Origin of the sequence: Mycobacterium sp. 852014-52450_SCH5900713, assembly GCF_001667075.1 — a bacterium.
Classification (GTDB): Bacteria; Actinomycetota; Actinomycetes; order Mycobacteriales; family Mycobacteriaceae; genus Mycobacterium.
On record NZ_LZIL01000003.1, the window covers coordinates 127,156 to 152,960 of the forward strand.

The window sequence follows — 25,805 nt, forward strand, 5'->3', positions numbered from 1 at the left end:
TATTACAACTGGGCGGCCAGCAGCTCGGCAATCTGGATGGTGTTCAGCGCGGCCCCCTTGCGCAGGTTGTCTCCCGAAACGAACAGGGCGAGGCCGCGCCCGTCGGGGACACCCGGGTCTTGCCGGATGCGGCCGACCAGCGATTCGTCGACGCCCGCCGCCGCCAACGGGGTCGGCACGTCGACGACCTTGACGCCGGGCGCACCGTCGAGCAGCGCCCGGGCACGCTCCGGCGACAGTGGCCGGGCGAATTCGGCGTTCATCGACAACGAGTGCCCGGTGAATACCGGCACCCGCACGCAGGTCCCGCTGACCGCCAGGTCGGGGATGCCGAGGATCTTGCGGCTCTCGTGCCGCAGCTTCTGGTCCTCGTCGGTCTCCCCGGAGCCGTCGTCGACCAGGGACCCGGCCAACGGCACCACGTTGAAGGCGATCGGCGCGACGTAGGTCTTGGGCGCCGGAAACTCCACCGCGGAACCGTCGTGCACCAACTGCTCGGCGTCGTCGATGACAGCGCGCGCCTGAGTCGCCAGCTCCTCCACGCCGGCCAGCCCGCTGCCCGACACCGCCTGGTAGCTCGAGACCACCAGGCGGGTCAGCCCGGCCTCGTCGTGCAGGACCTTGAGCACCGGCATCGCGGCCATCGTGGTGCAGTTCGGGTTGGCGATGATGCCTTTGGGTCTGCGGTGCGCGTCCCGCTCGAAGTTCACCTCGGACACCACCAGCGGCACGTCGGGGTCCTTGCGCCACGCCGACGAGTTGTCGATCACCGTCACCCCGGCCGCGGCGAACCGCGGCGCCTGCACCAGCGACATCGTCTTGCCGGCGGAGAACAGCGCGATGTCCAGCCCGCGCGGGTCGGCGGTAGCGGCGTCCTCGACCTCGATCTCCTGGCCGCGAAACTCCAGCTTGCGCCCCTGCGAGCGGGACGACGCGAAGAACCGCACCGACGTGGCGGGGAAGTCCCGCTCGTCGAGCAACCTGCGCATCACCTGGCCCACCTGCCCGGTGGCGCCCACTACACCTATGGAAACCATTTACCTGCCCGTCCCCGCGTACACCGTCGCCGACTCGTCGCCGCCGAGCCCGAACGCCTCGTGCAACGCCACGACGGCCTTATCTAGTTCGGTGTCGCGGCACAGCACGGAGATGCGGATCTCGGAGGTGGAGATCAGCTCGATGTTGACGCCCACCTCCGCCAGGGCCTCGCAGAAGGTCGCGGTGACGCCGGGATGGCTGCGCATGCCCGCGCCGATCAGCGACACCTTGCCGATGTGGTCGTCGTAGAGCAGCTGGGTGAACCCGATCTCGTCCTTGAGCGAATCCAGCTTCGCCACCGCCGTCGGCCCGCTGTCCCGCGAGCAGGTGAAGGTGATGTCGGTCTTGCCGTCCTCGACCTTGGAGACGTTCTGCAACACCATGTCGATGTTCACGTCGGCGTCCGCGACGGCCCGGAACACCCGGGACGCATAGCCGGGGATGTCGGGGATGCCGACGATGGTCACCTTGGCCTCGCTGCGATCGTGCGCGACTCCGGTCAGGATGGGGTCTTCCATGGCTATGTCCTTGATCGATCCGACGACGACGGTGCCCGGCTTGTCCGAGTACGACGAGCGGACGTGCACCGGAATGTTGTAGCGGCGGGCGTATTCCACACAGCGCAGCATCAGCACCTTCGCGCCGCAGGCCGCCATTTCGAGCATTTCCTCGAAGGTCACCTTGTCCAGCCGGCGCGCGTTGTGCACGATGCGCGGGTCGGCGGTGAAGATGCCGTCCACGTCGGTGTAGATCTCGCAGACGTCGGCGTGCAGCGCGGCGGCCAGCGCCACCGCGGTGGTGTCCGAGCCGCCGCGGCCGAGCGTGGTGACGTCGCGGGTGTCCTGGCTGACACCCTGGAAGCCGGCGACCAGCACGATGCGCCCCTCATCGAGCGCGGCCTGCAGCCGCCCCGGGGTGACCTCAATGATCTTCGCGTTGCCATGGGTGCCGGTGGTGATGACGCCGGCCTGCGAACCGGTGAACGAGCGCGCCTGCGCTCCCAGCGACTCGATCGCCATGGCCACCAGAGCGTTGGAGATGCGCTCGCCGGCGGTCAGCAACATGTCGAGTTCGCGCGGCGGCGGGGCAGGGCACACCTGCTGGGCCAGGTCCATCAGGTCGTCGGTGGTGTCGCCCATGGCCGAAACCACCACAACGACGTCGTTCCCCTGCTTTTTGGTCGCGACGATGCGCTCGGCGACACGACGGATCCGATCGGCGTCGGCCACCGAGGATCCGCCGTACTTTTGCACGACGAGCGCCACTACTTTTCCCGCCCTTCCGGCACGATTTAAGCCCACAACAGAATACGTGGCTGCGCATAACGGTTTACGCAGCGTTGCTAAGCACCGCAGCCTGCGGTTTTGAGCGAGTTTTAGCGCAATTTTCTCCGCGACGCCAATCGCGGTAGAGTTCTCCTCGTGCAGCGGGTGCTCCTCCTCGGACGCCGCGACGGGGTCTGATCCAGACCGGCTTCCCGTCGCGGGTGTTCGCGATGCGCCGGTCTGAGGTTCCTTCTGACACCCCCGGAGCAACTACCGTGACTTCCAATCCCGACGCCTATACGTCAACACGTTCGATCGTCAAACCCGCGGGCCCGCCGGGGCCCGGCCAGCCCGCATGGAACCCCCAGCGCGGTTCGGCGATGCCGGTCAACCGGTACCGGTCCTTCGCCGAGGAAGTCGAGCCGATCCGGCTCCCCGGCCGCACCTGGCCCGACCGCGTCATCGACCGCGCCCCGCTGTGGTGCGCGGTGGACCTGCGCGACGGCAATCAGGCGCTGATCGACCCGATGAGCCCCACCCGCAAGCGCCGCATGTTCGATCTGCTGGTTCGCATGGGCTACAAGGAGATCGAGGTCGGCTTCCCGTCGGCCAGTCAAACCGACTTCGACTTCGTCCGCGAGATCATCACCGAAGGCGCCATCCCCGACGACGTCACCATCCAGGTGCTGACCCAGTGCCGTCCCGAACTCATCGAACGCACCTTCATCGCATGCGAGGGCGCGCCGCGGGCCATCGTGCACTTTTACAATTCCACGTCAATCCTGCAGCGCCGCGTGGTTTTTCGCGCCGACCGGGCCGCGGTACAGGCCATCGCCACCGACGGTGCCCGCAAGTGCGTCGAGGAGGCAGCCAAATACCCTGGCACACAATGGCGTTTCGAATACTCGCCGGAGTCCTACACCGGGACCGAGCTGGAGTACGCGAGGCAGGTGTGTGACGCCGTCGGCGAGATCATCGCGCCGACGCCGGACAACCCGATCATCTTCAACCTGCCCGCCACGGTGGAGATGGCCACTCCCAACGTCTACGCCGATTCGATCGAGTGGATGAGCCGCAACCTGGCCAACCGGGAGTCGGTCATCCTGAGCCTGCACCCGCACAACGACCGCGGAACAGCGGTCGCCGCAGCCGAATTGGGCTTCGCCGCCGGCGCCGACCGGATCGAGGGCTGCCTGTTCGGCAACGGCGAGCGCACCGGCAACGTATGCCTGGTGACGCTGGGGCTCAACCTGTTCTCCCGCGGCGTGGACCCCCAGATCGACTTCTCCAACATCGACGAGATCCGTCGCACGGTGGAGTACTGCAATCAGCTGCCGGTGCCCGAGCGTCACCCCTACGGCGGGGACCTGGTCTACACCGCGTTCTCCGGCAGCCACCAGGACGCGATCAACAAGGGCCTGGACCAGATGAAGATCGATGCCGACGCCGCGGACGCCGACGTCGAGGACATCCCCTGGCAGGTGCCGTATCTGCCGATCGACCCCAAGGACGTCGGTCGCACCTATGAGGCGGTGATCCGGGTCAACTCGCAGTCCGGCAAGGGCGGCGTGGCCTACATCATGAAGTCCGACCACGGCCTCGCGTTGCCGCGACGGCTGCAGATCGAGTTCTCCCAGGCAATCCAGAAGATCACCGAAGGTGAGGGCGGCGAGGTCTCCCCGAAGGAGATGTGGGACGCGTTCTACGAGGAGTACCTGGCCCCGGTCTGGCCGCTGGAGCGGATCAAGCAGCGGGTCGAGGCGTCCGAGGAAGACAGCGGCACCACCACGATCGCCGCGACCGTGAAGGTCAACGGGACCGAGACCGAGATCAGCGGCGCCGGCAACGGCCCCCTGGCGGCGTTCGTGCACGCGCTGGGCGACGTGGGATTCGACGTCGCGGTCCTCGACTACTCCGAGCACGCGATGAGCGCCGGCGACGACGCGCAGGCCGCCGCGTACGTGGAGGCGTCGGTCAACGGCCGCACGGTGTGGGGCGTCGGCATCGCGCCGTCGATCACCACCGCGTCGCTGCGCGCTGTCGTGTCGGCGGTCAACCGCGCGTCGCGCTAGGGCCGATCGCAAGCGCGGTGCTGACGCCGGGCGCAGCGGGTCGGCCCACAGCCCCGGGCCGATCGCAAGCGCGGTGCTGACGCCGGGCGCAGCGGGTCGGCCCACAGCCCCGGGCCGATCGCAAGCGCGGCGCTAACGCCGGGCGCCGCGGGTCGGCCAAAGCCCCAGGCGGACGCCGCGGGTCGGCCCCAAAGCCCTAGGCGGGCCCCGCCGCCACAGCGCTGTGGCGGAAGGGCCCGTCAATGGCCTCGCGTGTCGCCGCCGGCCTAGGGTCGCGAAGCCGGTTAGCGCTTTCGCCGTTCAGAAATAGTGTCGGCGGCCGGCGACGGGGCGTCCGACGTTGCCCAGGACCGCCAGGATCGCGCCGATGACCAACAGGATGATCCCGATCGTCCACAGGATCGAGATCTTGAGCAGGAATCCTGCGACCAGCAGGACGATGCCGAGAATGATCATGATGAGCCTTCCCCTCCGGATGCGTGACTACCTCGTGCGGCCGGTTGCCCGGCACCGACTTCAGTCGACCACCCCTAAGGGGGGTACCAATACACCCCTAGGTAGGTAATCTTCCCGGCATGACGCGATCGTCACGTGCCAGCGCGCCGATCACCGTCGCGCTCGTCGACGACTATGACGTCGTCGTGAAGGGCGTCGCCAACATGTTGGACCCCTACCGGGACCGCGTCGTCATTGCGGAACTGGACTCCACCATGCCCGTCGACGACGCCGTCGACATCGTGCTGTACGACTCATTCGCCCAACCCGAATCCGATCAAGAGGAGATCGGAGTTCTGACGGCGAACCCCCGAGCACGCCGGGTTGTCGTCTACACCTGGAACTTTCACCCCGACCTCGTCGAGAGTGCACGGCGGCATGGCGCTCAGGGATATCTGTCCAAGACCCTGCCGGCCCGGGAACTGGTAGCCGCATTGGAGGCGGTGCATTCGGGCGAGGTGGTTATCAGCCCGGTGACCGGGCGACCGCGCAGCGCTCCCGGGCTGGACTGGCCGGGCCGTAACGAAGGGCTCAGCGACCGGGAAGCGGAGATCCTGGCGCTGATCACCCAGGGTAAGAGCAATGCCGACGTGGCACGGTTGACCTACCTAAGTCCCAACACGGTGAAGTCGTACATCCGCACGATCTATCGCAAAATCGGCGTGGGCAGTCGGACCCAGGCCGTGCTGTGGGGTGTGGATCACGGGTTCACACCTGACCATCACCGCATCGAACACTGGCGCGGTGGCCCCTGACCGAGCTCAGAACAGCGCGAGCTGCTGGTCGAGCGCGGTGGTGTCGGTGAACTCCTCCATGCTGGTGCCGCCCACGACGGCGCGGATGGAGTCCATGAACTGCGTGTCGGAAATCACCGGGATCCCCAGCTGCCGAGCCAGGTAGCCCTTGCCCTGGTCCGGGGCGGGATCGTTGCACACCACCAGCGACGTCTCCCCGTCGACGGTGTCGCTGTAGGCCAGCCCGGCATGCAGGATCCGCTCCACGAGTTCCTCGTGGGTGCGCCCGACCTCGGCCGCCAGGGCAACCCGCATGCCCTGCACCAGCGGCCTGCCACCCACGTAGTGGCCGGGATTCAGGTACGGGCAGGGCATCCGCGAGGCCAGCACCTTCAACGGGCGCAGCTCGTCATGGGTGACGCGGCCGTTCGGCCAGCGGCGGCGGGTGACCGGATGCACCGGCAGCCAGATGTCACGTTGGCGCGCGCGCTCGAGGGCCGACGCCAGCACACCGGTCAGCACCATTGCGTCGTCGAAGGCGTCGTGCGGCCGTTCCTGGGTCACGCCCCAGTGCGCCGCGAGGGTCTCCAACCGCAGGTTGTCGGTGCCGAGATCCAGCCGCCGGGCCAGCTCGACCGTGCACATGACGGCGTCGATGGGTAGTTCGGCCTCGGCGAGCTCGGCTTCCGCGGTCAGGAACGCATAGTCGAACGCGACATTGTGGGCAACCAGCGTGCGGCCGTCCAGCACCTTGACCACGTCATCGACGATGTCGGCGAACTGCGGTTGGTCTTCCAGCATGGCGGTGGTCAGGCCGTGCACGTGGGTGGGACCGGGATCGACCCCGGGGTTCAGCAGGCTGACCACCGATTGCTCGACGCGCCCGTCGTCGTCGAGGCCCAGCACCGCCAGGCTGATGACCCGTGCCTGACCCGGGCGAAAACCCGAGGTCTCAACGTCGATGACAGCCCAGCCCCCGTCCGGCTCGCTGGCCGGTCGCCCCCAGGACACCCGGTTCATGAGTTGAGGATGGCACGTCCGGCCGACAACGCCTGGTCGCTGCGCTGCCGTGTCGGCACGGAATTCGATGCGGGCGACCCGCCGCACCCGACACCAGCGCCGCGCTTGCGATCGCCCGGGATTCGATGCGGGCGGCGGCCCGCCTCTAAACTCACCCGCGTGGTCACCACCCGTGCACGTCTCGCCCTCGCGGCGGGAGCGAGCGCGCGCTGGGCATCCCGGGTGACCGGGCGCGGCGCCGGGGCGATGATCGGCGGCCTGATCGCGATGACCCTGGACCGCTCGGTGCTCCGTCAGCTCGCGGCCGGGCGGCGCACCGTCATCGTCACCGGCACCAACGGCAAGTCGACCACCACCCGGATGACCGCCGCCGCGCTGGCCACGCTGGGACCGGTGGCCACCAACGCCGAGGGCGCCAACATGGACGCCGGCCTGGTGGCCGCGTTGGCCGCGCGCCGCGAGGCGACCCTGGCGGCCCTGGAAGTCGACGAGATGCACGTGCCGCACGTCTCCGATGCCGTCGAGCCGGCCGTCGTCGTGCTGCTCAACCTGTCGCGCGACCAGTTGGACCGCGTCGGCGAGATCAACGTCATCGAACGCACGCTGCGGGCCGGGCTGGCCAGGCACCCGACGGCGGTCGTCGTGGCCAACTGCGACGACGTGCTGATGACGTCGGCGGCCTACGACAGCCCGAACGTGGTGTGGGTGGCCGCGGGGGGCTCGTGGGCGAACGACTCGGTCAGCTGCCCACGCAGCGGCGAGGTCATCGTCCGCGAGAAGGGCCACTGGTATTCCACCGGCGCAGACTTCAAGCGGCCCAGCCCGCAGTGGTGGTTCGACGACGAGACGCTGTACGGGCCCGACGGGCTGGCGCTGCCGATGCGGTTGGCGCTGCCGGGCGCGGTCAATCGGGGCAACGCCGCCCAGGCCGTGGCCGCCACCGTCGCGCTGGGCGCGGATCCTTCGAAGGCGCTGGCGGCCGTGTCGGGCGTCGACGAGGTCGCCGGCCGCTATCGGACCGTCCGCGTCGGCGACCACGAGGCGCGGATCCTGCTGGCCAAGAACCCGGCCGGCTGGCAGGAGGCTCTGTCCATGGTGGACAAGCAGGCGGCCGGGGTGGTCATCTCGGTCAACGGGCAGGTCCCCGACGGCGAGGACCTGTCCTGGCTATGGGACGTGCGCTTCGAGCATTTCGAGCACACCGCCGTGGTGGCCGCCGGGGAACGGGGCACCGACCTCGCGGTGCGCCTCGGCTACGCGGGCGTCGACCACACCCTGGTGCACGACACCGTGGCCGCCATCGCGTCCTGCCCGCCGGGGCGGGTCGAGGTCGTCGCCAACTACACCGCGTTCCTCCAGCTGCAACGGGCGTTGGCGCGCCATGGCTGACTCGACCGTGCGGATCGGGCTGGTGTTGCCCGACGTGATGGGCACCTACGGCGACGGCGGCAACGCGCTGGTGCTGCGCCAGCGGCTGCGACTGCGGGGCATCGCCGCGGAGGTCATCGAGATCACGCTCGCCGACCCGGTGCCGGACTCGCTGGACCTCTACACCCTGGGCGGCGCCGAGGACTACGCGCAGCGGTTGGCCACCAGGCACCTGGTCAAGCACCCCGGGCTGCAGCGCGCCGCGGAGCGGGGCGCGCCCGTGCTGGCGATCTGCGCCGCGGTCCAGGTGCTGGGGCGGTGGTATGAGACGTCGGCAGGGGAACGGGTCGACGGCGTGGGCCTGCTCGACGCGACCACCTCGCCGCAGGACGCCCGCACCATCGGCGAACTGATCACCAAGCCGCTGCTGCCCGGGCTGACCCAGCGGCTCACCGGATTCGAGAACCACCGGGGCGGCACCGTCCTGGGCCCCGCCGCGTCGCCGCTGGGCGCTGTGGTCAAGGGCGCGGGCAACCGGGCGGGCGACGGCTTCGACGGCGCGGTGCAGGGCAGCGTCGTCGCCACCTACATGCACGGGCCGTGCCTGGCGCGCAACCCGGAGCTGGCCGACCTGCTGCTGAGCAAGGTGGTGGGTGAGCTGGCGCCGTTGGACCTGCCCGAGGTGGAGTTGTTGCGCCGGGAGCGGTTAGGGGCGCGCTGACGTGCGGAATGACATCGCGAGAAGCAGCCGGCCGGGGTTGGCGGGCGGCGGCGCCCTGCTGGTCGCGGCCGCATTGATTGCGCCGGCGCCGGCGCACGCCACCCCGGAGGTGCCGAGCGGTCGTTACACCGTGCTCTATACCGACAGCGACAAATCGACCATGTGGCTTTTCGCCCCCTGCGGGTCGGACTGCACGCTGGCGACCTCGCAGGACGGCGGGACGTTCGTCATCAGCTGGGAGTTCGACCTCGTGAACGGACGCTGGACCCACAGCGGGGCGACGCAGGCGCCGTGCGCGAACGGAACATCGGTCCCGGCAACCGTCGACTACAGCTTCGACGCCGTGTCGCTTGCCGGTGAGGGCACGACGACCACGTCCGACGGGTGCGGCGGTCCAGGCTCGACGGTCACTCGGCCGTTCCGATTGACCAAAACCTGAGCGACGTCAGACCATCGCCCGGCGGCCGACCAGCGCGCGGCCCAGCGTCAGTTCGTCGGCGAACTCCAGGTCTCCGCCCATCGGCAGCCCCGACGCGATCCGCGTCACCGTCAGCCCCGGGATGTCGCGCAACATCCGCACCAGGTAGGTGGCCGTCGCCTCCCCCTCGGTGTTCGGGTCGGTGGCGATGATCACCTCGGTGATGTCGACGTCGTCGACCCGCTCACCGATCCGGCTCAGCAGCTCGCGGATCCGCAGCTGATCGGGCCCCACCCCCGACAATGGATCCAGCGCGCCGCCCAGCACGTGATACCGGCCGCGGAATTCGCGGGTGCGCTCGACCGCCTGGACGTCCTTCGGCTCCTCGACCACGCATACCAACGAGCCGTCCCGCCGGGGATCCGAGCAGATGCGGCAGCGCTCGTTGTCGGAGACGTTGCCGCACACCGCGCAGAACCGCACGCCGTCGCGGACCTTTCCCAGCGCCGCGGTCAGCCGGTCGATGTCCGGCGGTTCGACGGACAGCAGGTGGAAGGCGATGCGCTGAGCGCTCTTGGGCCCGATGCCCGGCAGCTTGCCGAGCTCGTCGATCAGATCCTGGACGGGTCCTTCAAACATGTCGGAAGGTCTAGAGCCCCGGCGCCGGGGCCGGAGGCTGGCCCGGGGGTGGGCCGCCGAAACCGCCGGCCAGCGCGCCCAGCCGCTCCTGCGCCATGCGGGTGACCTGCTTCGACGCGTCGCCCATGGCCCCGACGATCAAGTCCTGCAGCGTCTCGACGTCCCCGGGGTCGACGACCTTGGGATCGATCTGCACCGCGACCACCTCGCCACTGCCTTTGACGGTCACCCTGACCAAGCCTCCGCCGGCCTGCCCGTGCACCTCGGCATTCGCCAGCTGTTGCTGGGCTTCCATCAACTTCTGCTGCATCTCCTGCGCCTGGGCCAGCAGCGCCGACATGTCGCCTCCGGGTTGCATGACAGTCCCCTCGCATCTTGGTCTCGAGTTGGTTTCGCCTGCGTGTGTCCGGCGATTCGAAACACTCAGCGTAGACCGCGCGACGCTACCTTTGCGCCGTGGACCTACGAGTGAGCAGGCGTGTCGGCATCAGGTTGGTCATCGGCGCGCTGGTTACCGCTTCGGTCGCGATCACCCCGACCGCCGCCCCGCCGGCATGGGGGGTCCCCTCCAACATCGCCGGCATGGTGGTGTTCATCGATCCCGGCCACAACGGCTCCAACGACGCGTCCATCGGCCGCCAGGTGCCGACGGGCCGCGGGGGCACCAAGGACTGCCAGGCGAGCGGGACGTCGACCAACAGCGGCTACCAGGAACACACCTTCACCTGGGACACCGCGCTGCGGGTTCGCGCGGAGTTGAACGCCCTCGGCGTCCGGACCGCCATGGCGCGCGGCAACGACACCGGGCTGGGGCCGTGCGTCGACGAGCGCGCCAACATGGCCAATGCGTTGCACCCCAATGCGGTCCTGAGCATCCACGCCGACGGCGGCCCGGCATCGGGCCGCGGATTCCACGTCAACTATTCGGCCCCGCCGCTCAACCAGGTGCAGGCCGGACCGTCCGTGCAGTACGCCCGGATCATGCGCGACCAGATGCAGGCCTCGGGTATCCCGCCGGCCAACTACATCGGCCAGAACGGGCTGTATGGACGCTCGGACCTCGCCGGGCTGAACCTGGCGCAGTACCCGTCGATCCTGGTCGAATGCGGCAACATGAAAAACCCCGCGGACTCGGCGCAGATGGAGTCGGCCGAGGGCAGGCAGAAGTACGCCGACGCGATGGTCCGCGGCGTCGCGGGTTTCCTCGCCTCGCAGGGCCAGGCGCGCTAGGCGCACACCACCCGCACTAGGCCTCTCCGCCGGCCGTGCGACCACTCGCGACTGAACGCACAGCTAACACCTAGGTCGCTTCGAAGAATTTGCCTCAACCCGGCGCGCTCCGGGGTGACCTTCTGTATGGTTTGTTGCACACACGTCGACTTGCGGTGTGGGAGAGCGCATGATCAACCCGTCGACAACGACAACGACAACTAGTTCGCCTCGGCCGGCGACAACCGGCGCGGGACAACTTCTTCCGGGCCTCCGCCCAAGACGCAGCCGAATGCCGGGCGACCGGGATCGCAGCCATTCGCGCTGCATCTTCGCGGCGCGCCACGACGAAGCGACGGCGGCCGGGCCAGTCCGGTCGTCCATTCCCACGCCTTCGAGCCGGGCGAAGTCGGATGGGGATTGAGGACCCCGACCTTCCCCTGCCGAGGCGACAATCAAATGTCTGGCCTCCGCGAAACTCTGGCCACTCGGGTACCAAATGCCGACCGCGCTCATTGGCGAATATCGGGACTCTGGGTAATCCAGATTTGCTTAGTCCGGTAATCAGCAAAGTGCAGCAAGGGCCGGAACCACCCAGCGCCGATTTCTTCGAGGTGGACGGCCGAATTTTCCCGCGGACGACCGATTATTCGATCGTCGAACCGAACGTTGATTATGTCTTTGCGCTGGTGGACCTGGCGATTTCGGACCATCAGCCCGGACATCGATCAATTGGAATGCGCACCGCTATGCCGTCCGGCATCGGGCGTTTCCCGCCGCAACCAATTGTCGAAGATGCGTTGACTCGACCAGGCGGTCTCAACGACCACTCCGAATTCAAGCGCGCTTACCGCCCCGCCGGATAAGAAGAGGTGAACGGCCGTGGAGAAAGCAACTTTCACTCCCACTGCTGTCATCGGCATGGCCTGTCGACTGCCCGGCGGCATCGACTCCCCCGAGCGGCTGTGGGAGGCGTTGGTACGTGGGGACGACCTGATCACCGAAGTGCCGCCGGACCGGTGGGACGCCGACGAATACTACGACCCTCAGCCGGGGATTCCTGGTCGGTCGGTGACCAAGTGGGGCGGGTTCCTCGACGACGTCGCCGGCTTCGATTGCGAGTTCTTCGGGATCAACGAACGCGAGGCCACCGCGATCGACCCCCAGCACCGGTTGCTGCTGGAAACCTCGTGGGAGGCCATGGAGCACGCCGGCCTGACGCGAGAGACCATGTCCGACTCGCTCACCGGTGTGTTCGTCGGTCTGACGCACGGCGACTATCAACTGCTGGCCGCCGATGCGAACGCAGTGGAGGCGCCGTACGGGTTCACCGGCAGCAGCTTCAGCCTGGCATCAGGGCGGATCGCGTACGTCTTGGGCATTCACGGTCCCGCGATGACGGTGGACACCGCATGTTCGTCGGGTTTGACCGCGGTGCACCTGGCCTGCCACAGCCTGAGCGACGGTGAAAGCGACCTTGCCCTGGCGGGTGGCGCGGCGGTGATCCTGGATCCGCGGAAGTTCGTCGCGGGTTCCGCGGAAGGCATGCTTTCCCCCACAGGTCGGTGTCATGCGTTCGACGTCGCGGCTGACGGGTTCGCGTCCGCCGAAGGCTGTGTCGTCGTATTACTCAAACGGCTGCCCGACGCGCTGCGTGACGGTGATCGGATCCTGGCGGTCATCCGCGGCACTGCCGCCAACCAAGACGGCCACACCGTCAACATCGCCACCCCGTCGCTCGCGGCGCAGACCGCGGTGTACCGAGCGGCGCTGGCCGCCGCCGGCGTGGATGCCCGCAGCGTCGGCATGGTCGAGGCCCACGGCACCGGTACGCCCGTCGGTGACCCGGTCGAATACGCAAGCCTGGCCGCCGTTTACGGCATCGACGTCCCCTGCGCGCTGGCGACGGTGAAGACCAACTTGGGTCATGCGCAGTCGGCCGCGGGAGCGCTCGGGTTGATGAAGACCATCCTGGCGTTGCAGCACGGCATGATCCCGCAGAATCTGCACTTCGCACGGCTGCCCGACGAGATGGCCGCAGTCGACACCAAACTGTTTGTGCCGCAGACGATCACATCATGGCCGACGAATGGTCATCATCCCCGGCGGGCGGCGGTGTCGTCGTACGGGCTATCAGGAACGAACGCACACGCCATAGTGGAGCAAGCTCCGGCGCAGGTTCCGGAAGCCGCTGTGCCCGAAGCTGAGTCGGCCGCACCTCTGCTCTTCCCGCTATCGTCCACATCGGCCGACGAATTGCGTCGCACCGCCGGTCGCCTGGGCGACTGGGTCGCAACGCATGAGGATGTAGCCCTCACGGACCTCGCCTACACCCTGGCGCGCCGGCGCGTGCACCGCCCAGTACGCACCGCCGTGATTGCCAGTGGCCGGCTGGAGCTGGTAAAGGCATTGCGTGAGGTCGCCGAGGGCGACACCCCGTATCAGGCCGCGGCCGGGCAGGATGACCGCGGCCCGGTCTGGGTCTTCTCGGGACAAGGTTCGCAGTGGGCTCGAATGGGAGCCCAGCTGCTGGCGACCGAACCGGTGTTCGCGGCGACCGTCGCGGCGGCCGAGCCACTGATCGCCGGCGAGGCCGGGTTCTCGGTGACCCGGGCGCTGACCGCCTCGGAGACCGTGACCGGTATCGACCGGGTTCAACCGACCCTGTTCACCATGCAGGTCGCGCTGGCCGCGACCATGCGCTCCTACGGGGTGCAGCCCGGCGCGGTCATCGGGCATTCCCTGGGTGAAGTCGCCGCGGCCGTCGTCGCAGGAGCGCTGTCGCTGGAAGACGGGTTGCGCGTCATCTGCCGGCGCTCCCGCCTGATGTCGCGCATCGCCGGTGCGGGTGCGATGGCTTCGGTGGAACTGCCTGCGCAGCAGGTGCTTTCGGAATTGGTGACCCGGGGCGTCGACGATGCCGTGGTGGCGGTGGTGGCGTCGCCGCAATCCACGGTGATCGGCGGCGCCACCCAGACGGTGCGCGATCTGGTCGCGGCCTGGGAGTCGCGCGACGTAATGGCCCGCGAGATCGCCGTCGACGTCGCCTCGCACTCCCCCCAGGTGGATCCGATCCTCGACGATCTGGCCGACGCGCTCGCCGGGCTGCATCCGATGCCGCCGCAGACTCCCTTCTACTCGGCAACCCTCTACGACCCGCGCGAGCGGCCGGTCTGCGATGCCGGGTATTGGGTGCAAAACCTGCGCCAGATGGTGCGTTTCGCGCCGGCGGTACGGGCCGCATTGGAGGAGGGCTACCGCGTCTTCGCGGAGTTGGCGCCCCACCCGCTACTCACCCATGCGGTCGAGCAGACCGCCCGCAGTCTCGACATGCCGCTGGCCGCCCTGGCCGCGATGCGTCGCGAGCAAGCACAGCCCTACGGCTTGCGTGGCTTTGTCGCGGATCTGTACAGCGCGGGCGCCGCGATCGACTTCTCCGTGCTCTATCCGAAGGGGCGCCTGGTTGACGCACCGCTGCCGACCTGGACGCATCGTCGGCTGTTGTTGAGCCGCGGCGGTCAACCCTCAACGCACGGTGGCTGCACCGTTGCGGTGCATCCGCTGCTGGGCGCCCACGTGCGCTTGCAGGAGCAACCGGAACGCCATGTCTGGCAGGCGGAGGTCGGCACCGCCGCCCAGCCCTGGCTGGGCGATCACCAGGTTCGCGATGTGACCGTGTTTCCCGGGGCTGCTTACTGCGAAATGGCGCTGACGGCGGCGCGCGCCGTTTTCGGCGATGCTTCCGAGGTTCGTGACTTGCACTTCGAGCAGGCGCTGCTGCTGGACGAACAGACCACCATCGGAGCGTCGGCGGCGTTGTCGTCAACGGGCGTCGCCGATTTCGCGGTGGAGTCCGAGGACGGGGGCGACCAGGTGCAGCTGATCACCGCCGGGCTCTATGCCGCCGCGGAGGATCCCCCGCCCGCGCACGACATCTCCGCGCTGCTCGCCGCGCACCCGGGCAGCGAGGACGGCGCCGAGGTCCGCCGCCGCCTGGACGAGCGTGGTGTTCGGTACGGTCAGGCATTCAGCGGACTCACCGCGTTGCACATCGGCGCGGGGGCAACCGGCACCGTGCTGGCCGAGGTCGCGCTACCCGGTCAAATCCGCTCGCAACAAGATGCCTACGGGGTGCACCCGGCGCTGCTGGACGCCTGCTTCCAGTCCGTCGCGGCGCACCCCGAAGTGCAACCCCTGGGTGAAGACGTGCTGGCCTTGCCGCTCGGTCTCCGGCGGCTCCGCTCCCACGGCCCTGCCCGCGGAGCCCGCTACTGCTACACACGGGTGACGAAAGCCGATGCTTCCGGAGTCGAGGCGGATCTCGAAATGCTCGACGAGCACGGGGCCGTCCTGCTCGCCGTGCAGGGGCTGCGATTGGGTGCCGGGGCAGCCGAGAACGACCACGACGAACGGCTGCTGGCCAAGCGATTGCTGACGATCGAATGGCGGCAGCGAGAACTGCCGGAGGCCGAACACCGCAACCCCGGAGCCTGGCTGGTCATCGGCACCGCCGCCGACGCCGTTGCCCTGTTGACGGAAGCGCTGAAACGCCTTGGCGCACAATGCACCACGATGTGCTGGCCGCCGCACGCCGATCACACCTCGAACTCCGAACAGCTTCGAGATCGTCTGCGTGCCGGCGGATTCAGCGGTCTGGTGATCGCGGCGGGGACCGGGAAGGGTGACGCCGATGACCGGTCACCGGCGCTGGGCCTCGAGTCCGTGCAACACCTGGTGCATGTCATCCGCGAATTGCCCGACACGCCCGGCCAACTCCCCCGCCTCTACGTCGTCACGCGCAACGCCCAGACGGTGGTGGCCAGCGACGTGCCCAATTTGGAGCAGGCCGGGCTGCGGGGCCTGCTGCGGGCGATCGGCTCCGAGCATCCGCACCTGGGGGTCACCCAGATCGACGTGGACGACGACACCGAGGCAGAGCAGCTCGCCCGACAACTGCTCGCCGGGTCGGAGGAAGACGAGACCGCCTGGCGGCACGGCGCTTGGTACACGGCGCGTTTGGCCCTCAGCCCGCTGCGGCCCGAGGAGCGCCGCACCACCATCGCCAACCTCGAGCGGGACGGCGTCCGTCTGCAAATCCGCACGCCGGGTGATCTGGAGTCGGTGGAATTCATTGCCCGGGAACGAGTTACGCCGGGTCCGGGCCAGATTGAGGTGGAAATCAGTGCCTCCAACATCAACTTCGCCGACGTGCTGGTCGCGTTCGACCGCTACCCGGCCTTCGAGGGCCGGCGACAGCAGCTGGGCACCGATTTCGCCGGCGTGGTGACCGCGGTCGGACCGGGTGTGACCGACCACAAGGTGGGCGATCATGTCGGCGGTCTGTGTGGCGACGGCTGCTGGGGCACGTACATCACCTGCGACGCTCGCCTGGCGGTCACGCTGCCGGCCGGACTCTCCGATGGGCAGGCGGCGGCGGTGCCGACCGCGCACGCCACCGCGTATTACGGCCTGCACGACCTGGCCCATATCAAGGCCGGTGATCGCGTGCTGATCCACTCCGGGACGGGCGGGGTCGGACAGGCGGCGATCGCGATGGCCCGGGCCGCGGGCGCGGAAATCTTCGCCACCGCGGGCAGCGAGGAACGCCGACAACTGCTGCGCGACATGGGCATTGAGCATGTTTACGATTCGCGCAGCACCGAGTTCGCCGACCTGATCAGGCGCCAGACCGACGGGTACGGCGTAGACATCGTGCTCAACTCGGTCCCCGGCGCCGCCCAGCTCGCGGGGCTCAAGTTGCTGGCTCTCGGTGGCCGATTCATCGAAATCGGCAAGCGGGACATCCGGTTGGGCCTCTTCTCGTTCCGGCCTAACCTCGCGTTCCACGGCGTCGACCTGGCGTTGCTGTCGTACAGCGAACCGGACCGGGTTCACGACTTGTTGGCCACCGTGTACCGGCTCATCGCCGACGGCGTGCTCCCGATTCCGGAGAGCACGCACTACCCGCTTGCGGAAGCCGGCAACGCCATTCGGACGATGGCCGGCGCCGGGCACACCGGCAAGATCGTGCTCGACGTCCCGCACACCGGCCGCCACCGGGTGACGGTACCGCCGGCGCAGGCCCCGGTCTTCCGCCCTGATGGCGCCTACCTCGTCACGGGCGGTCTTGGGGGTCTCGGGCTGTTCCTGGCGGAAAGGATGGCCGCCGCGGGATGCGGGCGCGTCGTGCTGTCCGCACGCTCACAGCCGACGCACACCGCGCTGGAGACGATCGAGCGGATCCGCGCGACCGGCGCCGACGTCGTGGTGGAGTGCGGGGATATCGCGCAGCCCGACACCGCGCGCCGGCTGGTGGCCACGGCGACCGCCACCGGGCTCGCCGTGCGCGGCGTCCTGCATTCGGCCGCGGTGGTGGAGGACGCCACCTTGACCAACATCACCGACGAACTGATCGAACGCGATTGGGCAGCAAAGGTTTACGGCGCGTGGAACTTGCACACCGCCACCGAGGGCCAGCCGCTGGACTGGTTCTGCTCGTTCTCCTCGGCGGCCGCGCTGGTGGGCTCGCCGGGGCAGGGCGCCTACGCGGCGGCCAACAGTTGGGTCGATGGCTTCACCCACTGGCGGCGGGCCCGGGGGCTGCCGGCGACCGCGATCGCCTGGGGACCCTGGGCAGAGATCGGGCGCGCGACCACACTGGCGGAGAATTCCAGCATTGCGATCGCGCCCGACGAGGGCGCTTACGCATTCGAAGCGATACTGCGCCACGACCGGGCCTATACCGGCTATGCGCCGATCACCGGTACCTCCTGGCTGGCGCTCTTGGCCGAGCGCAGCCCATTTGCGCAGGCATTTCGCTCTGTCGGACAAACCCAAACGGGCACAAGCAAACTGCGGGCCGAGCTCGATGACCTGCCGATGGACGAGTGGCCGACCTGGCTGCGGAGGATGATCTCCGATCAGGTCAGCCTGATCTTACGTCGCAGCGTCGATCCCGACCGGCCGCTCTCCGGATACGGCTTGGACTCACTGGGCGCCCTCGAACTACGAACCCGCATCGAGACCGAAACGGGGGTGCGCATCCCGTCGGCCGACATCTCCACCATAACGATCCGCGGCCTGGCGGGCCTGCTGTGCGAGAAGCTGGCGCCCGCTAGTGCGGCCTGAGACCGGAGGGGGTCGGATGGAACGTGACGACCGGGCGCTCCCGCTGACGCCCGGGCAGTTGGACATTTGGCTCGCGCAGGAGACGGGCCGCTTCAATGCGGAGTGGCAGCTCGGGCTCTTCGCGAAAATCGAGGGTCGGCTACAGCGAGAGCCCTTGGTGTGGGCGATCCGCCGAGCGCTGCAGGAGGCTGAACCGGTCCGGGCAACGTTTTTTGAAGAGCAGGGCCAGGTTTTCCAGACCACGATTGATGATCCGAAACTGGAGCTGATTTTCCACGACCTGACCGGGTCGCAGCGTCCCCTGCAACACGCCTACGAGATAGCCGCGTCCATTCAACGCACGCCGATGCCGCTCACGGGACCGCTGTTCAGGTTCGCGCTGTTTCAGACACGGCCCGACGAATTCCATTGGTTCACGTGCTGCCACCACATCGTCGTGGACGCAACGGGCATTGCGCTGGTCGGCCACCGGATCGCCACCCTCTACTCGGCCATTGTCGCGGGCGCGTCCATGCCGCCCCCGTTCTTCGGCTCCCTCGAGGACTTGGTCAGGTGCGAGGCAGCCTACGAAGCGTCGGCCGATTACCAAGAGGATCAGGCGTATTGGGCGCACAACCTGCCGCCCGAAAGCGAATTCGAGCACTGGCTGCCGCGCGAGGCGAGCGAGCCCGGGCGTTGTCGTTCCTCCGCGCCGGTTCGCCTGGATCCGGTGGTGCTGCGCCGGATCCAAGAGTCGGCACAGGTGCGGGACATGCCTCGATCGTCGGTTATCACCGCGGCGTGCGCGCTGCTGGTACACGGCTGGTGCGTCCAAGGCCCTGACGTGGTACTGGACTTCCCGGTAAGCAGGCGAGTGGATCCGGAGTCCAAGACCCTCCCCGGGGTGTTTTCCGGGGTCGTGCCGCTGGTCGTGACGGTATCGCCGGACGCTACGGTCGCCGATTTCTGTCGGCATGTTGACCTCCGGATTCGAGAAGCCCTGCAACATCAGCGTTTTCCGGTGCAAGCCCTGGAACGCAAGTCCCGCTTCCGCGGCCGAAAGCAGCGAGCCCACCGGGTGAGCGTCAACTTTCTTCCGTCCGCATTCACCTTGGACTTCGGTGGCCTGCCGGCCTCGGCGTCATTCACCAATTCCGGCCTGACGGACGGCTTCGGGTTGTTCTTCTCTGCCGCCGGCGACGAACTTCTGTTCGGCACAGAGGGCACCGGCCAACCATTTCCGGCCCTCGGCGTCACGGACCTGGCGGAGCCGCTGCAAGACGTCTTGCTGGCGATGACGGCCGACCCGGGCCGGCGGCTCTCCTCGATCGATCCGTTCAGCGCCGACGAGTACGGCCGACTCGAAGAATGGGGAAACCGCGCGGTGCTCACGCAGGCGTCGGCCCAACCGGTTTCGATTCCCGAGTCGTTCGCCGCGCAAGTAGAGCGCGCACCCGGGGCCGTGGCCGTCAGGTTCGCGGGTCTGTCGATGACCTACGGGGAGCTCGATCAGGCCGCGAATCGCCTGGCGCATCTGCTGACCGAACATGGCGCGGGCCCGGCCGGGTGTGTCGCATTGCTGTTCAGCCGTTCCCCGGAGGCCGTCGTCGCGATGTTGGCGGTACTCAAGACCGGTGCGGCATACCTGCCGATCGATCCGCAGCATCCCCGGTCCCGCATCGAGTTCATGCTGAACGACGCCACCCCGATCGCCGTCTTGACCACCGCGGAACTCCGGTCGCGGCTGGACGGGTGCAACCAGGTGGTCATCGACGTCACGGACCACGCTGCCGACACCCGACCCGGCACCGCGTTGCCGCTGCCCTCACCCGATGACATCGCATACATCATCTACACCTCGGGCACCACCGGCGTGCCGAAAGGTGTTGCAATCACGCACCACAACGTGACCCAGCTGCTGGCGTCGCTGAACCCGCAGGGGCAGGTGTGGGCGCAGTGGCATTCGTTGGCCTTCGACGCTTCGGTTGAAGAAATCTGGAGCGCGCTGTTGTTCGGCGGCCGGCTGGTGATCGTGCCCGAACCGGTGGCGGGCTCACCGGAAGACCTGCACACACTGCTGCTCACCGAACAGGTCAACGTCGTGAGCCAAACCCCCTCAGCCGTCGAAGGATTGTCCCCCGAAGGTTTAGGATCTGCGGCGCTGCTGGTAGCCGGTGAGGCTTGCCCGGCCGAGACCGTCGATCGTTGGGCGCCTGGGCGGGTCATGGTCAACGGCTACGGTCCCACCGAGACCACGGTGTGCGCGTCGAGAAGTGCGCCGCTGACCGCCGGAACGGGCGCGCCGCCGATCGGCGCGCCGGTCTCCGGAGCGGCGTTGTTCGTCCTCGACGCGTGGTTGCGTCCGGTGCCCGCCGACGTGGTGGGCGAGTTGTACATCGCCGGGCGAGGTGTGGGGGTGGGCTACTGGCGCCGGGCCGGGCTGAGCGCGTCACGATACGTGGCCTGCCCCTTCGGGCCGCCGGGAACGCGGATGTATCGGACCGGAGATCTGGTGCGCTGGCGCCGCGACGGCCAGCTCGATTACCTCGGGCGCGCTGACGAGCAGGTCAAGCTCCGCGGCTACCGCATCGAACTCGGCGAAATTCAGGCCGCCCTGGCGGCACTGGGTGGCGTCCAACGGGCCGCGGTGATCGTGCGCGAGGACCGTCCCGGCGACAAGCGATTGATCGGCTACGTCACCGAAACCGACGCTGGGGCTGTCGATCCCGCTGCCGCGCGGGCGGCGTTGGGCGAGCGGCTACCCGGATATATGGTGCCCGCGGCCCTCGTGGTGCTGCAGTCAATGCCGTTGACGATCAACGGCAAACTCGACACCCGCGCCCTACCGGCACCCGAATACGGCGACGCCGATCGGTACCGGGCCCCCACCAACGCAGTCGAGGAGATCCTGGCCGCCATCTACGCCCAAGTGCTGGGGGCGCAGCGCGTTGGCGTCGATGAGTCGTTCTTCGACCTGGGCGGGGATTCACTGTCGGCGATGCGCCTGGTCGCCGCGATCAACAAGTCGATGGATGCCGGACTCTCGCTGCGCACGTTGTTCGACGCCCCCACGGTCGCGCTGCTGGCACCCCGGCTCAATGGGGAAGCGGCCAAGCGCGAGCCATTGGTGGCCGGCGAACGGCCCGCCCCGGTTCCGTTGTCGTTCGCCCAGCGGCGGCTGTGGTTCATCGATCAATTGCAAGGCGGCACAACCACATACAACATGCCGGCCGCCTTCCGAATCAGCGGGCAACTGAACATCGAGGCTCTTTGCGCGGCGCTCGATGACGTCGTCGCCCGCCACGAACCCCTACGAACCGTCTTTCCCGACGTCGACGGTGTGCCCTTCCAGCGGGTGCTGCCGCCCCAGGGCCGGATGTGGCAACGCGGAGACGCCGCGATAGTGCAGTTGGCCGAGCAAGATGTGGCCGGCGAGTTGACGTCGCTGGCCGGTCATCGATTCGATCTGTCGACCGAGATCCCGATCCGTGTGCAGATCTATTCGCTCGCCCCAGAGCGGCATGTGGTGGGAATCGTGGTGCACCATATCGCCTTTGACGGGTTGTCGCTGGCGCCGATGGTGCGAGACATCACCGCGGCGTACGAGGCGCGGCGGCGGGGCCTTGCTCCGGGGTGGGCCGGGCTGCCGGTGCAATACGTGGATTACACACTGTGGCAGCGGGCCCAGTTCGGCGACCTTGATGACGCCGACAGCCCGATCGCCGCACAGCTGGCGTATTGGGAGAATGCGCTGGCCGGGGTGCCCGATCGCGTGGAGTTGCCCACGGATCGGGCGTACCCACCGGCCGCCGATCAGCGTGGGGCCACCATGGCGGTGGATTGGCCCGCGGAGTTGCAGCAGCGGGTGCGGGCTGCCGCCCGCGAATGCAACGCGACCAGTTTCATGGTGATGCAGGCCGCATTGGCCGTATTGCTCTCACGACTCGGTTCGACTTCGGATGTGGCGCTGGGCTTTCCGATCGCCGGCCGTGACGATCCCGCGCTCGACGATCTGGTCGGGTTCTTCGTCAACACCCTGGCGCTGCGGGTGGACCTGACCGGTGACCCCACGGTGGCCGAGCTGCTGACCCAGGTCCGGCTGAAAGGGCTTTCCGCTCTCGAGCATCGGGATGTGCCTTTCGAGGTGCTCGTCGACCGGCTGAACCCGGCGCGGTCGCTGACTCATCATCCGTTGGTGCAGGTGATGCTGGCCTGGCAGAACCTGCCGGGAAGCATAGGTGATCCGGGGGACGGGTTGGCGTTGGGTGATTTGGAGGTCGCGCAGCTACCGGTCGCCACCCACACCGCCCGCATGGATTTGACGTTCAACCTGGCCGAGCGCTTCACCGATGCCGGTGAGCCGGCCGGGATTTCGGGATCCGTGGAGTTCCGCACCGACGTCTTCGAGCCGGGCACCGTCGTCGCCTTGGTCGGCCGGTTGCAGCGGGTGCTGGCTGCCATGACCGCCGACCCGCGGGCGGCGTTGTCGTCGATCGATGTGCTCGACTCCGATGAGGCCGCGCGGCTCGACGTGCTCGGCCACCGCGCCGTGCTGGCCCGGCCGGCGGAGGCGGTCTCGATCCCGGCGTTGTTCGCCGAGCAGGTGGCGCGCGCCCCGGAGGCGGTGGCCCTGCGCTGCGGGCTGCGCTCCTGGACCTACCGCGAACTCGACGAGGCGTCAAACCGGTTGGCGCACCTGCTCGTTCAATGCGGCGCTGGTCCGGGTGAGAATGTAGCGCTGCTGTTCACCCGGTCGGCCGAGGCCATCGTAGCGATCCTGGCCGTGCTCAAGACCGGGGCGGCCTACCTGCCGATCGACCCCGCAGTGCCCGACGAGCGGATTGCCTTCCTGCGCAAGGACGCCACACCGGTCGTCACGATGACCACCGTCGCGCTGCGCCCCCGCTTGGGCGAGTGCGACCTGGTAGTCCTCGAGGTCGACGATCCCCGCATTGACGGCCAACCCAGCACCGGTCTTCCGGCCCCGGCGGCAGCAGATGTCGCCCACATCATTTACACCTCGGGCACCACGGGCGTGCCCAAAGGTGTTGCCGTCACTCACCACAACGTCTCCCGGCTGTTCGACGCCCTGCAGACCGGAATCAGGCTGGGGCCCGAGCAGGTGTGGACCCAATGCCACTCCTACGCCTTCGACTTCTCGGTGTGGGAGATCTGGGGCGCCCTGCTATTCGGCGGTCGGCTGGTAGTGGTGCCCGACGAGGTGACCCGCTCCCCCGACGACCTGCACGCACTGCTGATCGCCGAACAGGTCACCGTGTTCAGTCAAACCCCCTCCGCGCTCGCGGCGCTGTCACCGCACGGGTTGGAGGCGGTCGCGCTGATGGCCGCCGGGGAGGCGTGCCCACCGGAGGTGGTAAACCGATGGGCCCCGGGCCGGCTGATGCTCAACGGGTACGGTCCCACCGAGACCACCGTCTACGCCACCATCAGCGCCCCGCTGACTCCCGACCGTGCGACCGTCCCCATCGGCGTGCCGGTGCCCGGGGCGGCACTGTTCGTGCTCGATCCATGGCTGCACCCGGCGCCGCCCGGGGTCGTCGGCGAACTGTATGTGGCCGGCCACGGCGTCGGCATCGGCTATCTCAACCGGGCGGGGTTGACGGCGTCGCGGTTTGTGGCCTGTCCCTTCGGGCCGCCGGGAACACGAATGTATCGCAGCGGGGATCTGGTCCGGTGGGCCCCCGATGGACAACTCGACTACCTCGGCCGTGCCGACCAGCAGGTCAAAATCCGCGGCTACCGCATCGAACTCGGCGAAATCCAGGCCGCGCTGGCCGCTCTCGAGGGTGTTGAACACGCCGCGGTCATCACCCGCGAAGACCGCCCGGGCGATAGGCGGCTGGTCGGCTACATCACCGAAACCCGCCCCGGCACAGTCGACCCTGCCGCTGCGCGCGCCGCACTGGCCGACCGGCTCCCCGGCTTCATGGTGCCCGCGGCGGTCGTCGCGGTGGACGCGCTGCCCATCACGGTCAATGGCAAGCTCGACGCCCGCGCCCTACCCGCCCCCGACTACACCACCGAGCATTACCGCGCTCCGACCACACCGGTCGAAGAAATCCTGGCCGCCATCTACGCCCAGGTGCTCGGCATCAAACGGGTCGGCATCGACGACTCCTTCTTCGACCTCGGCGGCGACAGCATCTTGTCGATGCAAGTAGTGGCCCACGCCCGTGCGGCCGGGCTGAGTTGTCGCCCCCGCGACATCTTCGTCGAACAAACCGTGGCCCGGTTGGCCCGCATCGCCGGAATCACCGACGGGCACGACACCGTCATCGATGAGGGTGTCGGGCCGATCAGGCCCACCCCGATCATGCGCTGGCTGTTCGACATCGACGGCCCCGTCGACCAGTTCAACCAAACCATGGTGCTCCAAGCACCGCCCGGCGTCACGCCCACCGATGTGCTCGCCGTCCTACAAGCTTTGATCGACCACCACCCCGTGCTTCGGCTCCGAGTCCACGGGGACGGCACCGAAGGCCGCACGCTGACCGTCCCCGAGACCGGCGTCGTCGACGCCGGTGAGTGCCTGCGCACGGCCGACGTGTTGAGCGATGAGGAGCTTGTCCGGACCCGGTCGGGGCTCAGCCCCGCCGCCGGAACCATGCTCGGCGCGCTGTGGGTGTCCGGCACCGGTCAACTGGTGCTGATCATCCACCACTTGGCGGTCGACGCGGTCTCGTGGCGGATCTTGTTGGAGGACTTAAACATTGCCTGGGCTCAACGCCATCGCGGCCAACCCATCAGCCTGCCCGCCGGTGGTACCTCATACCGGCGCTGGGCCGAAATCCTCGAGCAACACGCCCACACGCCGGCGGTCACCGAGCAGACCGACACGTGGAAACACATCACCAGCACCGCCGTCGGCCTCCCCCGCCCCCAACAGCAAGACACCCATACCAGCGCCGGGCACCTGACGGTCTCGCTGGACACCGACACCACACGCCGACTCCTCACCGACGTTCCGGCGGCGTTTCATGCGGGCATCCACGAGATCTTGCTGATCGCCTACGCACTGGCCTGGACCGAATTCCTCGGCACCGGCGACGGCCCCCTTGCCATCGATGTCGAAGGGCACGGCCGCCACGACGACCTGGTCGACGACGTCGACCTGTCGCGCACGGTTGGCTGGTTCACCACCAAATACCCCGTGGGCCTGAATGTCGGCGACCTGCGGTGGCCGCAGGTCACGTCCGGCGACGCAGCACTGGGCTCGATCGTCAAGCGCATCAAGGAACAACTGCGCGCCGTGCCCCATCCCCTGAGCTACGGGCTGCTGAGGTACCTCAACACCGACACCGATCTGGCCGGGCCCGACCCCACCATCGGATTCAACTATCTGGGACGCCTGGGCGACCCGGCCGACACCCACATCTCTGGCGGCCAGTGGCGAGTCGACCAGGGCAGCCTGGCGGTCGCCGGCGCTGCCGCCGAGGTGCCAATGCCCCTGTCTCACACCGCTGAACTCAACGCCGCCACCATCGACACCGACGCCGGCCCACAACTCAACGCCACCTGGACCTGGGCGCCCTCGGCGCTCGATGACACCCGGGTCGGCCGGCTCAGCCGGCTCTGGTTTGACGCCCTCACCGGCATCTGCGCCCATGTCCATCGTGGCGGCGGCGGACTGACCCCCTCCGACATCGCTCCCGCCCGGCTCACCCAACACCAAATCGACGAGCTGCAAGCGCAATACGA

At 68.4% G+C, this 25,805-nt stretch carries 14 protein-coding genes and 1 pseudogene; 9 read left to right on the plus strand and 6 right to left on the minus strand.

Going from position 1 to position 25,805, the window contains the following annotated elements:
* Positions 1-2 precede the first annotated feature (2 nt).
* Together A5773_RS00760 and A5773_RS00765 are read right to left on the minus strand one after the other, a co-directional pair.
* Positions 3-1,037 carry an aspartate-semialdehyde dehydrogenase gene (locus A5773_RS00760; RefSeq protein WP_066955835.1) on the minus strand — a complete coding sequence of 345 codons (1,035 nt, stop codon included), beginning with the start codon at positions 1,035-1,037 and terminating at the stop codon, positions 3-5.
* Complete coding sequence (locus A5773_RS00765) at positions 1,038-2,303, minus strand: aspartate kinase (protein ID WP_066955838.1); 1,266 nt, start codon at positions 2,301-2,303, stop codon at positions 1,038-1,040. It abuts the gene before it with no gap.
* 230 nt (positions 2,304-2,533) lie between these two features.
* On the opposite strand from A5773_RS00765, the gene leuA reads away from it, so the two are divergent.
* Positions 2,534-4,375 (plus strand): 2-isopropylmalate synthase, encoded by a 1,842-nt coding sequence (gene leuA, locus A5773_RS00770; RefSeq protein WP_197505799.1) that lies wholly within the window; start codon positions 2,534-2,536, stop codon positions 4,373-4,375.
* 300 nt (positions 4,376-4,675) lie between these two features.
* Here leuA and A5773_RS26210 read toward each other — a convergent pair whose 3' ends face one another.
* Entirely contained in the window at positions 4,676-4,831 is a 156-nt protein-coding gene (locus tag A5773_RS26210) for a DUF6131 family protein (protein ID WP_197503757.1), read from the minus strand.
* Positions 4,832-4,950: 119 nt separating this feature from the next.
* Here A5773_RS26210 and A5773_RS00775 point away from each other — a divergent pair, with 119 nt between their 5' ends.
* Positions 4,951-5,625 (plus strand): response regulator transcription factor, encoded by a 675-nt coding sequence (locus A5773_RS00775; protein WP_066955844.1) that lies wholly within the window; start codon positions 4,951-4,953, stop codon positions 5,623-5,625.
* 6 nt (positions 5,626-5,631) lie between these two features.
* Here the strand turns inward: A5773_RS00775 and A5773_RS00780 are convergent, their stop codons facing one another.
* Positions 5,632-6,624, minus strand: coding sequence for a DEDDh family exonuclease (locus tag A5773_RS00780; protein ID WP_066955847.1), 993 nt, complete (start codon positions 6,622-6,624; stop codon positions 5,632-5,634).
* 159 nt (positions 6,625-6,783) lie between these two features.
* On the opposite strand from A5773_RS00780, the gene A5773_RS00785 reads away from it, so the two are divergent.
* Genes A5773_RS00785 through A5773_RS00795 form a run of 3 tightly spaced genes read left to right on the plus strand, consistent with a single transcriptional unit; the run spans position 6,784 to position 9,152 of the window.
* The gene (locus A5773_RS00785; RefSeq protein ID WP_067788912.1) at positions 6,784-8,013 is read left to right on the plus strand and encodes a Mur ligase family protein; all 1,230 of its coding nucleotides are present in this window, start codon (positions 6,784-6,786) and stop codon (positions 8,011-8,013) included.
* Positions 8,006-8,713 carry a type 1 glutamine amidotransferase gene (locus tag A5773_RS00790; RefSeq protein WP_066955862.1) on the plus strand — a complete coding sequence of 236 codons (708 nt, stop codon included), beginning with the start codon at positions 8,006-8,008 and terminating at the stop codon, positions 8,711-8,713. Before A5773_RS00785 ends, A5773_RS00790 begins: the two co-directional genes overlap by 8 nt.
* 1 nt (position 8,714) lies before the next feature.
* On the plus strand, positions 8,715-9,152 hold the full coding sequence (locus A5773_RS00795) for a hypothetical protein (protein WP_082948017.1): 438 nt from the start codon (positions 8,715-8,717) through the stop codon (positions 9,150-9,152).
* Between the two features lie 6 nt (positions 9,153-9,158).
* Here A5773_RS00795 and recR read toward each other — a convergent pair whose 3' ends face one another.
* Together recR and A5773_RS00805 are read right to left on the minus strand one after the other, a co-directional pair.
* Entirely contained in the window at positions 9,159-9,770 is a 612-nt protein-coding gene (gene recR, locus A5773_RS00800; protein WP_066955865.1) for a recombination mediator RecR, read from the minus strand.
* A gap of 10 nt (positions 9,771-9,780) precedes the next feature.
* Complete coding sequence (locus A5773_RS00805; RefSeq protein ID WP_066955869.1) at positions 9,781-10,128, minus strand: YbaB/EbfC family nucleoid-associated protein; 348 nt, start codon at positions 10,126-10,128, stop codon at positions 9,781-9,783.
* A gap of 98 nt (positions 10,129-10,226) precedes the next feature.
* On the opposite strand from A5773_RS00805, the gene A5773_RS00810 reads away from it, so the two are divergent.
* The 4 genes and pseudogenes from A5773_RS00810 to A5773_RS26715 form a co-directional block, all read left to right on the plus strand.
* Positions 10,227-11,000, plus strand: a complete 774-nt coding sequence (locus A5773_RS00810) for an Rv3717 family N-acetylmuramoyl-L-alanine amidase (RefSeq protein WP_082948018.1) — start codon at positions 10,227-10,229, stop codon at positions 10,998-11,000.
* Positions 11,001-11,551: 551 nt separating this feature from the next.
* Positions 11,552-11,845, plus strand: coding sequence for a hypothetical protein (locus A5773_RS00815; RefSeq protein WP_067788915.1), 294 nt, complete (start codon positions 11,552-11,554; stop codon positions 11,843-11,845).
* Between the two features lie 16 nt (positions 11,846-11,861).
* Entirely contained in the window at positions 11,862-18,107 is a 6,246-nt protein-coding gene (pks2, locus tag A5773_RS00820; protein WP_067788918.1) for a type I polyketide synthase, read from the plus strand.
* Between the two features lie 16 nt (positions 18,108-18,123).
* Positions 18,124-25,731 (plus strand): annotated as a pseudogene (locus A5773_RS26715) (amino acid adenylation domain-containing protein); the annotation flags it as partial.
* Between the last annotated feature and the right edge of the window lie 74 nt (positions 25,732-25,805).

Excerpts from the sequence above, each read along its gene's own strand:
- A5773_RS00780 (WP_066955847.1), bottom strand. The coding sequence starts at position 6,624 with ATGAACCGGGTGTCCTGGGGGCGACCGGCCAGCGAGCCGGACGGGGGC.
- leuA (WP_197505799.1), top strand. The coding sequence starts at position 2,534 with ATGCGCCGGTCTGAGGTTCCTTCTGACACCCCCGGAGCAACTACCGTG.
- A5773_RS26210 (WP_197503757.1), bottom strand. The coding sequence starts at position 4,831 with ATGATCATTCTCGGCATCGTCCTGCTGGTCGCAGGATTCCTGCTCAAG.
- recR (WP_066955865.1), bottom strand. The coding sequence starts at position 9,770 with ATGTTTGAAGGACCCGTCCAGGATCTGATCGACGAGCTCGGCAAGCTG.
- A5773_RS00775 (WP_066955844.1), top strand. The coding sequence starts at position 4,951 with ATGACGCGATCGTCACGTGCCAGCGCGCCGATCACCGTCGCGCTCGTC.
- A5773_RS00790 (WP_066955862.1), top strand. The coding sequence starts at position 8,006 with ATGGCTGACTCGACCGTGCGGATCGGGCTGGTGTTGCCCGACGTGATG.
- A5773_RS00760 (WP_066955835.1), bottom strand. The coding sequence starts at position 1,037 with ATGGTTTCCATAGGTGTAGTGGGCGCCACCGGGCAGGTGGGCCAGGTG.
- A5773_RS00805 (WP_066955869.1), bottom strand. The coding sequence starts at position 10,128 with ATGCAACCCGGAGGCGACATGTCGGCGCTGCTGGCCCAGGCGCAGGAG.